The sequence below is a fragment of the Streptomyces sp. NPDC102467 genome (genome assembly GCF_044765445.1).
Classification (GTDB): domain Bacteria; phylum Actinomycetota; class Actinomycetes; order Streptomycetales; family Streptomycetaceae; genus Streptomyces.
The window spans coordinates 1-11,879 of sequence record NZ_JBIWKA010000003.1 but is presented as its reverse complement, the minus strand read 5'-3'; the positions used below and the strand labels follow the sequence as shown (position 1 = coordinate 11,879).

At 69.8% G+C, this 11,879-nt stretch carries 12 protein-coding genes; 5 read left to right on the top strand and 7 right to left on the bottom strand.

Going from position 1 to position 11,879, the window contains the following annotated elements:
• Nucleotides 1-39 precede the first annotated feature (39 nt).
• From ispF to ACIREE_RS05905, 3 genes are all read right to left on the bottom strand, one after another.
• Nucleotides 40-555 carry a 2-C-methyl-D-erythritol 2,4-cyclodiphosphate synthase gene (gene ispF / locus ACIREE_RS05915; protein ID WP_404146893.1) on the bottom strand — a complete coding sequence of 172 codons (516 nt, stop codon included), beginning with the start codon at nt 553-555 and terminating at the stop codon, nt 40-42.
• Nucleotides 545-1,294 (bottom strand): 2-C-methyl-D-erythritol 4-phosphate cytidylyltransferase, encoded by a 750-nt coding sequence (gene ispD, locus ACIREE_RS05910; protein WP_404146891.1) that lies wholly within the window; start codon nt 1,292-1,294, stop codon nt 545-547. Before ispD ends, ispF begins: the two co-directional genes overlap by 11 nt.
• A gap of 242 nt (nt 1,295-1,536) precedes the next feature.
• Nucleotides 1,537-2,019: a CarD family transcriptional regulator gene (locus tag ACIREE_RS05905; RefSeq protein ID WP_003953493.1), complete on the bottom strand. Its 483-nt coding sequence runs from the start codon at nt 2,017-2,019 to the stop codon at nt 1,537-1,539.
• A 668-nt stretch (nt 2,020-2,687) separates the two neighbouring features.
• Between ACIREE_RS05905 and ACIREE_RS05900 the strand changes: the two genes are divergently transcribed.
• Nucleotides 2,688-3,359, top strand: coding sequence for a DUF461 domain-containing protein (locus tag ACIREE_RS05900; protein WP_404146888.1), 672 nt, complete (start codon nt 2,688-2,690; stop codon nt 3,357-3,359).
• Between the two features lie 106 nt (nt 3,360-3,465).
• Here ACIREE_RS05900 and ACIREE_RS05895 read toward each other — a convergent pair whose 3' ends face one another.
• Together ACIREE_RS05895 and ACIREE_RS05890 are read right to left on the bottom strand one after the other, a co-directional pair.
• Nucleotides 3,466-4,146 carry a response regulator transcription factor gene (locus tag ACIREE_RS05895; protein WP_018527980.1) on the bottom strand — a complete coding sequence of 227 codons (681 nt, stop codon included), beginning with the start codon at nt 4,144-4,146 and terminating at the stop codon, nt 3,466-3,468.
• Complete coding sequence (locus ACIREE_RS05890; protein WP_404146885.1) at nt 4,143-5,426, bottom strand: sensor histidine kinase; 1,284 nt, start codon at nt 5,424-5,426, stop codon at nt 4,143-4,145. Before ACIREE_RS05890 ends, ACIREE_RS05895 begins: the two co-directional genes overlap by 4 nt.
• Nucleotides 5,427-5,650: 224 nt before the next feature.
• On the opposite strand from ACIREE_RS05890, the gene phoU reads away from it, so the two are divergent.
• The 3 genes from phoU to cpt all read left to right on the top strand — a co-directional run bounded on the left by phoU (nt 5,651) and on the right by cpt (nt 9,446).
• Complete coding sequence (gene phoU, locus ACIREE_RS05885) at nt 5,651-6,352, top strand: phosphate signaling complex protein PhoU (RefSeq protein ID WP_404146882.1); 702 nt, start codon at nt 5,651-5,653, stop codon at nt 6,350-6,352.
• Nucleotides 6,353-6,942: 590 nt separating this feature from the next.
• Nucleotides 6,943-8,883 carry a YncE family protein gene (locus ACIREE_RS05880; RefSeq protein WP_404146879.1) on the top strand — a complete coding sequence of 647 codons (1,941 nt, stop codon included), beginning with the start codon at nt 6,943-6,945 and terminating at the stop codon, nt 8,881-8,883.
• 41 nt (nt 8,884-8,924) lie between these two features.
• Complete coding sequence (gene cpt / locus ACIREE_RS05875) at nt 8,925-9,446, top strand: chloramphenicol phosphotransferase CPT (protein WP_404146876.1); 522 nt, start codon at nt 8,925-8,927, stop codon at nt 9,444-9,446.
• 58 nt (nt 9,447-9,504) lie between these two features.
• Here cpt and ACIREE_RS05870 read toward each other — a convergent pair whose 3' ends face one another.
• Entirely contained in the window at nt 9,505-10,419 is a 915-nt protein-coding gene (locus tag ACIREE_RS05870; RefSeq protein ID WP_404146872.1) for a calcium-binding protein, read from the bottom strand.
• 201 nt (nt 10,420-10,620) lie between these two features.
• Entirely contained in the window at nt 10,621-11,001 is a 381-nt protein-coding gene (locus ACIREE_RS05865) for a VOC family protein (protein WP_404146869.1), read from the bottom strand.
• A gap of 545 nt (nt 11,002-11,546) precedes the next feature.
• Here ACIREE_RS05865 and ACIREE_RS05860 point away from each other — a divergent pair.
• The gene (locus ACIREE_RS05860) at nt 11,547-11,789 is read left to right on the top strand and encodes a hypothetical protein (protein ID WP_404146866.1); all 243 of its coding nucleotides are present in this window, start codon (nt 11,547-11,549) and stop codon (nt 11,787-11,789) included.
• The last annotated feature ends 90 nt before the right edge of the window (nt 11,790-11,879 follow it).

The window sequence follows — 11,879 nt, the reverse complement described above, 5'->3', positions numbered from 1 at the left end:
CAGGGTCGGGCGGTGCGCAGGGTCAGGCGGTGCGCAGGGTCAGGCGGTGCGCACCACGAGCGCGGTCGCGACGGCCATCAGGCCCTCGTCGCGCCCGGGGAACCCGAGCCCGTCCGTCGTGGCGCCGGACACGGACACCGGCGCCCCGGCCGCCTCCGACAGCACCTTCTGCGCCGCGTCGCGCCGCTTGCCGATCTTGGGCCGGGCGCCGACGACCTGCACGGCGACGTTCCCGATGGTGAATCCGGCCTCGCGCACGATGCGCGCGGCCTCGGCGAGCAGTGTCAGGCCACTGGCGCCGGCCCACTCGGGCCGCCCGGTGCCGAAGTGCTGCCCGAGGTCGCCGACCCCGGCGGCGGAGAACAGGGCGTTGCAGGCGGCGTGCGCGACGACGTCGGCATCGGAGTGCCCGGCGAGCCCGGGCCCCTCGTAGTCGGGGGCCTCCCACTTCAGCCCGGCGCACCACATCTCCCGCCCCTCTTCGAAGGCGTGGATGTCGGTCCCGATGCCGACCTGCGGAAGCGCGTACGGGAAGGGGGTCGTCTCAGAACCCATCGTTGGCCCTCCTGCGGGCGAGCACGGCCTCGGCGAGCAGCAGGTCGAGCGGCCGGGTCACCTTGAAGGCCTCTTCGTGTCCGGGTACGAGCACGACCCGCAGGCCCAGCTTCTCGACCATGCCCGCGTCGTCGGTGACGTCGTCGGTGACGGTCTCGTGGGCGCGTACGAGCGTGGCGTGGTCGAAGCCCTGCGGCGTCTGCACGGCGCGCAGCCGGGCCCGCGGGGGTGTCGCGACGACGGGCTCGGGCGTGCCGTCGGCCGTCGGCACGACTTCCTTCACGGTGTCGGCGAGGGGCAGCGCCGGTACGACGGCCGGTGCTCCGTCGCGTACGGCCTCGATGACCGCGTCGACGGTGTCGACCGGGACGAGCGGCCGGGCCGCGTCGTGCACGAGCACGATGTCGATACCGGCCGGCAGCGCGTCGAGCCCGAGCTTCACGGACTCCTGACGCGACTCACCGCCGGGCACGACCACGAAATCCGTGCGCTCGGGGAGCGCGTGATCGGCGAGCAGCGACTTGACCTCGGCTGCGCCGTCCGGCGGTGCGACGACCACGACGAGGGAGACGGAGCGGGACGCCGCCATGGCGCGGACCGCGTGGATCAGCATCGGGGTGCCGCTCAGCGCACGGAGCGCTTTCGGGGCGCCAGGACCGAGGCGTACGCCCCGTCCAGCGGCCGGAATCACGGCTGCGGTACGGGCGCCACCAGCAACGGGACGCGTTTCGTCAGACATCGGTTCCGTTCAGGTTTGTGCGCTCGGGGGTGGTGGGTATGGCCACATCGTGTCGGGCGCGACTTCTTGACCGGACCCTTCCGTGACACTGGTCGAGCCAGCGTTCCGGGCCCGGCACACCCAAGTACGGGCGTGTCCCTGCAGGGAAAAATGCATATGGGTACGGACATGCCGCAGCGCCCGGCGACACCATAAGCGTCAGCGGGCACCACGGCATTGTTCCTACGCGGCGGCAGCGCGTATCAGGACGCGAGAACCTCGTCGAGCAGGGCCTCGGCCTTGTCCTCGTTCGTGTTCTCCGCGAGAGCGAGCTCGCTCACCAGGATCTGGCGAGCCTTGGCGAGCATGCGCTTCTCACCCGCGGACAGTCCGCGCTCACGCTCCCGACGCCACAGGTCACGCACAACTTCCGCGACCTTGATGACATCGCCGGAGGCCAGCTTCTCCAGGTTTGCCTTGTAACGACGCGACCAGTTCGTGGGCTCCTCGGCGTACGGCGCGCGCAGTACTTCGAAGACCCGGTCGAGCCCGTCCTGACCGACCACATCACGTACGCCGACGAACTCCGCATTGTCCGCTGGCACACGCACCGTCAGATCGCCCTGGGCGACCTTCAGCACCAAGTAGGTCTTGTCCACGCCTTTGATCTGGCGAGTTTCGATAGCCTCGATCAGCGCGGCCCCGTGATGGGGATAGACCACGGTGTCGCCAACCTTGAACGTCATGTGACAGGTACCCCTTCCGTGGCTATCCAGGGTAACACGGAAACTGCGGGTTCTGAATGGCGTTTTCGCAGGTCAGGGCATATCTCGGGGCTTGACAACAACAACAGGAACGTGCTGCGGAGGGGTAGCGGAGCACGGTATTCGCAGGTCGGAGCGGCTCTTCGGCAGGCCCGAAACACTCGCGCCACAGGCGCCTGAACAGGCCCGCAAGGGGATGAACGTCCCGTTTTGCGTAGTTCGAAGCGTTGAACTTCCGCTACTCCGTTCGGGGACGCGGAGGCCCGTTCGAGACGAATCCGGAATTGATCATCGGCAATCATCGGGATTCCCGGCGCCGGATGATCGTTTTTCCGGACCGCCATGCATTCCTTACCGGATATCCGCACGGACGGGTGGACGGCACTTATGTGAATGGTGAACAGGGGGTCAATGGTGCCGGTGGGGCGCACGAGAAGCACGAGGTGTTCAGGACGCGGGAGACCGGAGGCTGGGCACCGGCGCGATCCGGCGGCGATCCGGCGGCGATCCGCCAGAAGGGCGCTAGGGGCGGGTCGGGTGCGGTGGCGTGGGAACGGCTCGATAGCCTAAGGCCGCTGACAGTCCCTTAGGACGGCTTTACAACCTGTGGATGCCGTCGCTCCGCCCCCGTTCAAGGAGATGCCGCCGCCGTGAGCAGCAGCCTTCGACGCGGCGCCCTCGCCGCCGCCGCCATCGCGTTCTCGATCGCCTCGCTCGCTGCGTGCGGTGCCGGCAACGACGCCCAGACACTCCAGGTCAAGCCGGACAACGCCGAGACCTCGGTCGGCGACATCAAGATCCAGAACGCCACCGTCATCACGCAGCCGGACCGCACGTCCAAGGGCCCGGCCGTGGTCACCGCGACGCTCTTCAACTCCGGCACGTCGGACCAGACCCTCGACTCGATCACGGTCGACGGCGTGGACAAGACCGCGAAGCTGACGGACGCCAAGGGTGGCTCGACCATCAAGGTTCCGGCCGGCGGGTCGGTCGTCCTCGGCGGCAAGGGCAACGCCTCCGCCGAGCTGCCCAACAGCCGCACCGCGGTCCTCGACGGGAACGCGCAGCCGATCACGTTCACGTTCAGCGACACCGGCGCCGTGAAGCTGAGGGCGTTCGTGGTGCCGGCCGAGAGCTACTTCCAGAAGTGGGGCCCGAGCAAGGCACCGGCGACGCCGAGCGCCTCGACGACCTCGTCGCCGAACGCGGGCGCGTCGAACACCGTGTCCCCCTCGAACTCGGCGTCCGACACCTCGTCGCCGAACACGGGCGCCACGGCGACCGCGACGGGCAGCGCCACGAACAGCGCCGCCGGCCACTGAGCCGTACGTGTGAGAGCCGCGTGACAACGCCTGAGGGCGGACCCCGGACCGGGGTCCGCCCTCAGGCGTTTCCTACATCTACTGGGGCGTCTACTGGGGGGGCGGTCTACGGCTCGAACTTGTAGCCCAGGCCACGCACCGTCACCAAGTAGCGCGGGGCCCCGGGGTCCGGCTCGATCTTGGCGCGCAGGCGCTTCACGTGGACGTCCAGGGTCTTGGTGTCGCCGACGTAGTCCGCGCCCCAGACCCGGTCGATGAGCTGCATACGGGTCAGAACGCGGCCCGCGTTGCGCAGCAGCATCTCCAGGAGGTCGAACTCCTTGAGGGGGAGGTCGACCTTGGAGCCGGAGACCGTGACGACGTGGCGGTCCACGTCCATGCGGACCGGGCCCGCTTCCAGAGCCTGCGGGGCGACCTCCTCGGGCTCGCCGCGGCGGCGCAGGACGGCCCGGATACGGGCGACCAGTTCGCGTGAGGAGAAGGGCTTGGTGACGTAGTCATCGGCTCCTATTTCCAGGCCGACGACCTTGTCGATCTCGCTGTCCTTGGCGGTCACCATGATGACCGGGACGTTCGAACGGCCGCGCAGCTGACGGCAGACCTCGGTGCCGGGCAGGCCGGGCAGCATCAGGTCGAGCAGTACGAGGTCGGCGCCGTTGCGCTCGAACTCGTCCAGGCCGTCGGGGCCGGTCGCCGCGATGGCGACCTCGAAGCCCTCCTTGCGGAGCATGTAGGACAGGGCGTCGGAGAAGGACTCCTCGTCCTCTACGACGAGCACTCGGGTCACGGAAGGACCTCCGGGGACGGGGCTGCGGGAATGGATTCGTATGCGGTGGTGCGGTCGGGCCCGTGTGCGTCGTCTTCGTCGCGTACGTCTCCGGGGCCTGAGTCTTGGGGGGTCTTCTGGAGGAGGCGGGGCGCGGCGGCCTCGGGCAGCCGCAGCGTGAAGGTGGAGCCCTGTCCTTCGGAGCTCCACACGGTGACCTCTCCGCCGTGCGAGGCGGCCACGTGCTTGACGATGGCGAGGCCGAGGCCGGTGCCGCCGGTGGCCCGGGAGCGGGCCGGGTCGACGCGGTAGAAGCGCTCGAAGACGCGCTCCTTGTCCTTGTCGGAGATGCCGATGCCCTGGTCGGTGACGGCCACCTCTATGAGGTCGCCGCCGGGCGCGCTCACCCGGCGGGCGGCTATCCCGACGCGGGTGCGGGCCGGCGAGTAGTTGACCGCGTTCTCGACCAGGTTGCCGAGGGCCGCGGCGAGCTGGCCCCGGTTGCCCCAGATCTGCAGGTCGGCGGTGCCGCCGGCGGCCATGGTGATCTGCTTGGTGGCGGCGGGCTGGCGGCAGCGGTCGATGGCCTCGGCGACGAGCTCGTCGACGCGGACCGGTTCGGCGTCCTCCAGCGGGTCGTCGTTCTGCACCCGGGACAGGTCGATGAGTTCCTGGACGAGGCTGGTCAGGCGGGTCGCCTCGATCTGCATCCGGCCGGCGAACCGCTCGACGGCCTCGGGGTCGTCGGAGGCGTCCATGACGGCCTCGGACAGCAGCGACAGGGCGCCGACCGGGGTCTTCAGCTCATGGCTCACGTTCGCGACGAAGTCGCGGCGTACCGCCTCGATGCGCCGGGCCTCGGTCAGGTCCTCGACCAGGAGGAGCACCAGGCGGGAGCCGAGCGGGGCGACGCGGGCGGAGACCGCGAGGGCGTCGCCGCGGCCGGTGCCGCGCCGGGGCAGGTCCAGCTCGACCTGGCGTATCTCGCCGTCGCGCCGGGTGTCGCGGGCCATCTGCAGCATGGGCTCGACGGCGAGCTTTCCGCCGCGTACGAGACCGAGCGCGTACGCCGCCGAGCTGGCCTTGACCACGCTGTCGCCCTCGTCGAGGACGACGGCGGAGGAGCGCAGGACCGAGAGGACCGTGTCGACGCCGGGCGGAAGGACCGGGTCCGTGTGCAGAGAGGTGCGGGTGGGGCGTTTCTGGTCGCGTTCGCTCCAGCGAAACGCCAGCATGGCGATGACACCGGTGCACACTCCGGCGATCGCTGCCGCTGCGGCGACCGCCGCGTTCACGTCCATGTCATCAGGTTAAGCGGCCCCGACCCGTCCTCCACAGCCGTCCGAGTGGTAGCTCGAACACTCGTCGCCCAGAGTTCACCTTGGATACGGGGTCGGTTCACTTGGGATGCCGGATTCGGACGCGTACGGGGGCGAACGTGGGAGCGTGGGGCCGATCCGGCCACACGGAGAAAGCCTCAGAGAGCCTCAGGGACAGAGCTCAGGGACAGAGAGGGAACGTTCGTATGCGTGACGCGTACCACGAGGAACTTGACTCGATCGGCGAAGGCCTGGTCGAGATGGCCCGTCTTGTCGGGTCGGCTATCGGGCGCGCCACCACGGCCATGCTCGACGCCGACCTGAAGCTCGCCGAGAGCGTGATCGCCGCCGATCAGAAGGTCGACGATCTGCAGCACGACCTGGAGGCGCGGGCCATAACCCTGCTCGCCCGGCAGCAGCCGGTGGCGACCGATCTGCGGATCGTGGTCACCTCGCTGCGGATGAGCGCCGACCTCGAGCGGAGCGGGGACCTGGCGCAGCACGTCGCCAAGCTGGCGCGGCTGCGGTTCCCCGAGCGGGCCGTGCCGCACGACCTGCACGCGACCATCCTGGAGATGGGGCAGCTGGCGCAGCGGCTGATGGCGAAGGCCGCCGAGGTCATCATCACCAAGGACGTCGATCTGGCGATGCAGCTGGAGCAGGACGACGACGAGATGGACCTGCTGCACCGCACGCTCTTCCAGCACCTGATGGACGAGAAGTGGAAGCACGGGATCGAGACGGCGGTGGACGTGACGCTGCTGGGCCGCTACTACGAGCGGTTCGCCGACCACGCCGTGTCGGTCGCCAAGCGGGTGATCTACCTGGTGACGGGTGAGCACGTGGACGACGCGCAGGCGTCATCGTCGTCGTCGCCGTCGTCGGTCACGTCCGTAGAGACCTCCTGACGGGTCTCTTCTCTCCGTCCGCTCTATACGCATCTATACGTATCTATACGTACGCCAGGGCCCCGCACCCGTGACAGGTGCGGGGCCCTGTGGTGTCCGTGGGCGGGTCAGCCGGTGCAGCCGCCGCACTGGCACGGTGCGCCCGACTGGCAGCCGCAGCCGCAGCCCGAGCCGCACCCGCAGGCCCCGAGGAGCACCAACTGCGGGACAGGACGGCTCACTTCAACGGGAGTTTCAGGCGTCTGGTCGGGCGTACGGGACTCGGCAGCCATGGGGTTCCCTCCTCGGTGGCCTCCTCGGCGGAGTGCCTCCCCCATTGCATGCCCAGTGGGGCGGGCGCATCAACGGCGCACATGTGCGCGGTAGTCGGGAGCGGCGGCCGGGGCGGTGGTCGAGCCGGTGGCCGAGTCGGTGGCCGAGTTGGTGGCCCTGTCGCACCGGAAACTCCCTCCTCGACTGTCACAGCCATGACATACGCTGCGCCGTAGCAGCCGCGCCCCGGGTCCCGTCCGTGTGACGGGGCCCGGACGTCGCGCGGCGCTCTCATCTCCCGGCCATCCACCGGGATTTCTTTGTGGGGGTACACGACTGTGCGTACGCGCAGCATCTCTACCGCGACGGCGCTCGCGGTTCTTCTCGGTTCGGCGGCGCTGAGTGTCGGCGTCGCAGGGCCCGCCTCGGCCGCGTCCGCGACCGTCGCAGGGCCCGGCGGCATCGTCGCCGACGCCGCTCTGGGGCGGGTCTTCGCCGGGGACAGTACGGCCGGCCGGATCGTGGCCGCGGACTTCTCCGGCACGCTCGTCGACTCGGTGACCGGCATCGCCGGCGTCAGCGACCTCGCGCTCTCCGCCGACGGGGCCACGCTGTACGCCGCCTCGCCCGGCAGCCACCAGATCGTGGCGCTCGACGCGGCCACCCTGGACGTCAAAGCCCGTTATGCCGTGGCGACCGACACAGGTCCGCTCCATGTCGCCTTCGCCGGCGGCAAGGTGTGGTTCACGTACGGCGACCAGTGGGACGGGGACCTCGGTTCGGTGGACCCGGCCGTCGATCCGGCGGGCGAGACCTCCCCCGTGTCCATGGATCTTTTCCCGCAGCCGCACCCCGGTGTCTGGGGTCAGGCGCTGCTCGACACCGACCCCAATTCGCCCGGGCTCCTCGCCGTCGGCGAGACCGGCATCACGACGGACTCGATGGCTGTCGTCGACGTCACCGGCGCCACACCGCAGCTGACCGCCTGGCACCAGGGCAACTACACCCTGAACGACGGCATCGGCGACGTCGACCTGGTGCCCGGCGCCCCGCAGGTGCTGGTCAACGGCACGATGCGGGACGCCTACGCGGACGGCAGATTCACCGAAGCGGGCCGCTACCCGGCCGGGCAGCGCGCCGACATCGCCGCGAACGGCCTGGTCGCGCAGTTCACCGGCACCAAGATCGCCGTGTACCGGCCCGACGCCAAGGCGCCGCTGCGCACCTACTCCACGGGTTCGGTCGGCGGCCTCACCTGGGCGCCGGACTCCTCGCGGATCTTCGCGCTGGTCGCCGCGGGCGGCGGCTACACGCTCAAGGCGCTCACCGACCCGACGCTGAACGTGCCCACGCTCACCGTGAGCGCCCCGTCGAAGGCGACACGCGCCAAGAAGCTCACCGTCACCGGGAAGCTCACGGCCACCGTGCCGCTGTCGTCCGGTGTCCGCCTCGCCGTCACCCGCACCGACCTGGACAGCCCGAGCGGCAAGGCGCTGCCCGCCGCCACGGTCAAGGCCGACGGCTCCTACAGCTTCACCGACACCCCGCCGGCCGGCGGCACCGTCACCTACAAGGTCACGTACGCGGGCGACACCGGGCACACCACGGTCTCCGCGTCCGACAAGGTCGCCGTCTCCCGCACCACGCCCACCCTGACGGTCAACAAGAACGGCAACATCTACAACTACGGCTCGGACGTCTCCTTCACCGCGCACCTGGGCTCGACGTACAAGAACCGCACGGTGGAGATCTGGGCGGACCCGTACGGCGGCGACCGGCCCAAGAAGCTGATCAAGTCCGGCAAGGTCAACTCCGGCGGGAACCTCTCCGCGACGGTCGACATGGCCCGCGACACCGTCGTCACCGCCGTCTTCGCCGGTGACGCGCGTACGGCGCCGAAGAGCGCCAAGTCCACGGCGTACGCGCGCGTGAAGGTCTCCACCGCGGTCACCAGGCAGTACAAGACGGCCAAGATCGGTTCGACGTCGTACTACTGGTTCCACAAGAGCACCGACCCGGTCGTCACCACGACGATGACGTACTACAAGGGCCGTGCGCACCGCCTCGACTTCCAGGTCTACTCGAGCGGCAAGTGGCGCTCGGCCGACTCGGAGTACTTCGCGCTCGGCACGAGCGGCAAGTCGGCGGTCCGCATCGAGGCGCCCGGCCAGTCCGGGTTCAAGGTGCGGGTGCGTTCGGTCTACGTCAACGGCTCGTCCGGTGACAACGTCAACTCGACGACGTACAGCTCCTGGAAGTACCTGTACTTCGCCAGGTAATCCGCTGGCCGTAGTACCTGCGGCGGATCTACGGTGCCCCGATGACCCAAGTGATCGTCCTCAACGGCGGCTCCAGCTCAGGCAAATCGGGCATCGTCCGCTGTCTGCAGTCCCTGCTCCCCGGGCCCTGGCTCGCGCTCGGCACGGACACGCTCGTCGACGCGCTGCCGAGGACCGGCGCGGGCATCGAGTTCGGGGCCGACGGTTCGGTGACCGTCGGCCCCGGATTCCGCGCGGTGGAGGCCGCGTGGATCGCCGGGGTCGCGGCGACGGCCGCGACCGGGGCGCACATCGTCGTGGACGAGGTGTTTCTCGGTGGCGCGGGCTCCCAGGCGGAGTGGCGCAAGGCGCTGCGGGGCCTCGACGTGCTGTGGGTCGGTGTGCGCTGCGACGCCGCAGTGGCGGCGGACCGGGAGGTGGCCCGGGGCGACCGGGTCCCCGGAATGGCCGCCTCCCAGGCCGAGTTGGTGCACGAGGGCGTGACGTACGACGTGGTCGTCGACACGACGCGGGCCGAAGCCATGGCGTGCGCCCGGGAGATCGCGGCGCGGGTGATGCGCTGACCGACGCCGAGCCTCGGTCCGGCTCCGCCCCGCTCTGCCCGGCCCTGTCCGGCTCAGGTCAGTCCTGGTGCACGACGTTCGTCCCGGGCCCGCCCGAGAGGGTGTCGTTGCCGGGGCCGCCGTACAGCTTGTCGTTGCCGCTGTTGCCGTAGATCGTGTCGTCGCCGCTGTTCCCGTACAGGATGTCGTCGCCCTTGCCGCCGTACAGGAAGTCGTTCCCGGTTCCGCCGTAGATCTGGTCGTTGCCGTCGTCGCCGGAGAGGTTCTGGTCGTCGGCGCCGCCGTGGATCACATCGTTGCCCGCGCCGCCCGCGACCGAGCTGGAGTCGCCGTCGGCGTCGATGGTGTCGGCGCCGATCCCGCCCTGGATGACGGCCCCGCCGCCGGTGGCGTGCACCGTGTCCGCGCCGTCGTCGGCCAGGACCACCGCGGCCGCGCCCACCGTGATGGTGTCGTCGCCTGCGCCGCCGCGGATGCCGTTGCCGTCGACGCTGCCGGTGTCGGTCAGCTTGTCGGCGCCGTCGCCCAGGTCGATCGAGGCGAAGTTGTAGGTCTGGCCGGTGGCGTTGTCGTAGGTGACGACATCGTTGCCGTCGCCGAGGTTCAACTCCAGGGTGGCGTACGGGTCCTGGCTGTCCAGCGTGGTGACCGTGCACGTGACCTTGGTCCGGTCCGCACTGTCGGGATACGCGCAGCCGTCCCCGGCGGCTATCTCCACACTGTCGTCGATCACGTAGGTGATGTCCGCGGAGCCGGAGGCCTTCGACGCGGTGACCGCCGCCTGGTTGGCCTGGCCGGAGGCGGCGGTGTACACGGCGAAGTGGCCGCTGGAATCGAGCGCGGCAGTGGCCGAGGGCGTCGCGGCGGCGGCCGGGCCGACGAGGAGGGCCGGGGCGGCGAGCCCCGCGCCGAGCGCCAGGGTCAGCGCCGAGGCGGCTCGTAACATCCGGCGGCTGATGAGGTGAGAAGACATTGCGGTACCTCCGTGGGAAGTATGTGGTTCTCCGTTCCGACCACAAGTGACTCCCCGCGGATGTTCTTGGTTGCACGCCGCGCATCCGCCCGCGCAGGCTTCCTGCATGCCGTCTGACCTGCGCCGATGAGCTGATCGTCGGCGCAGGTACAGCTACGCGTCGGGCACGCTTCGACTGAAGTTCACGCTGCCCGGAAGCCGTCAGAGCGGGTTGAGGCGGGCCTTGAGCAGGCAGAACTCATTGCCCTCGGGGTCGGCGAGCACATGCCACTGCTCCTCGCCGGTCTGGCCGATGTCGGCGCGGCGCGCCCCGAGCGCCAGGAGGCGTTCGAGCTCGGCGTCCTGGTCACGGTCGACGGGGTTGACATCGATGTGCAGCCGGCTCTTGCCCGGCTCCGGCTCGTCCCTGCGGCTGAGGATGATCGTGGCCTGCGCGCCGCCGAACCCTTCGCGCGGCCCGATCTCGAACATCTCGTCGCCTTCGCGATCGAGCACGACGAAGTCCAGGACCTCGCACCAGAACCGCGCCAGCACTTCGGGTTCGCGGCAACCGAGCACGAGTTCACCGATACGACATGCCATGAACGAGACCTACCTTCAGCGTGGAGCGTGAACGCTTTCCGAGCGCCCCCGCGCGAAGCCGTCGAGCTCCCGACGGCGGGCACACGCCCGAGACCGTACGGGGCGGGGCGAGCGGGGGCGACGGATTTTCGACCCGCGACACGAAGATGTCCGTGCTCGCGCACCAGGGCGCAGGTCAGGGGCATGATCACGGCATGATCTCCGCGTGCGTACCGTGCGCCGCCGGGATTCGCGCCCGCCCCGTCCGGGGTGCCGGGCGCATGCAGCGTCTTGGGGGCGCGGTGTACGCAGGCCGGCCGATGGAGGGTAGGCCCGTCGGCCGCCCCTCGGAGACTTCCTCCGGCGTAGCCTGGCCGGCCATCGGGCACTCGCTCCGCTGGTTGTTCCTGCTCCGAGGTGGAAGGACCGGCCGTGCTTCATCGGGTGCACACGTAGGTGTCGAACGCGTCGGTGAAGTGGCATCAGGTGCATCCGCGCGGGCGGGTGTGGACCGCTCCCAAGGGGTACAGGGTGGACACCCCAGCTCTTCTGGAGGGAGTTCCAGAATGACAACGCCTGCTCCGGATTGTGTCGTGCTCGACATCCCGCAGGGACTGCGACTTGATCTGCTCGGCCTTGTGGTCGAAGTGGGCCAGGTCCGCATCGTCGCTGATCGGGCGGGTCTGCTCGGCGGCCTCATCGCTTCGTTGACGTGCGGTGGTGGCGCGGCCGCGGCGCAGAGCCTGGAGGCCTTGGCACAGATGCTGCGAGCTCAAGAAGCGACCACCAACTCCGCCGACCAGCCCTAGGTGTATTGACCCGTGAGGTTGGGGACGCGGCTGACGGGTGGTTGGCCTTTCAGCGCGGTGTGTCCGCGGTGGTGATTGTAGGTGTGCAGC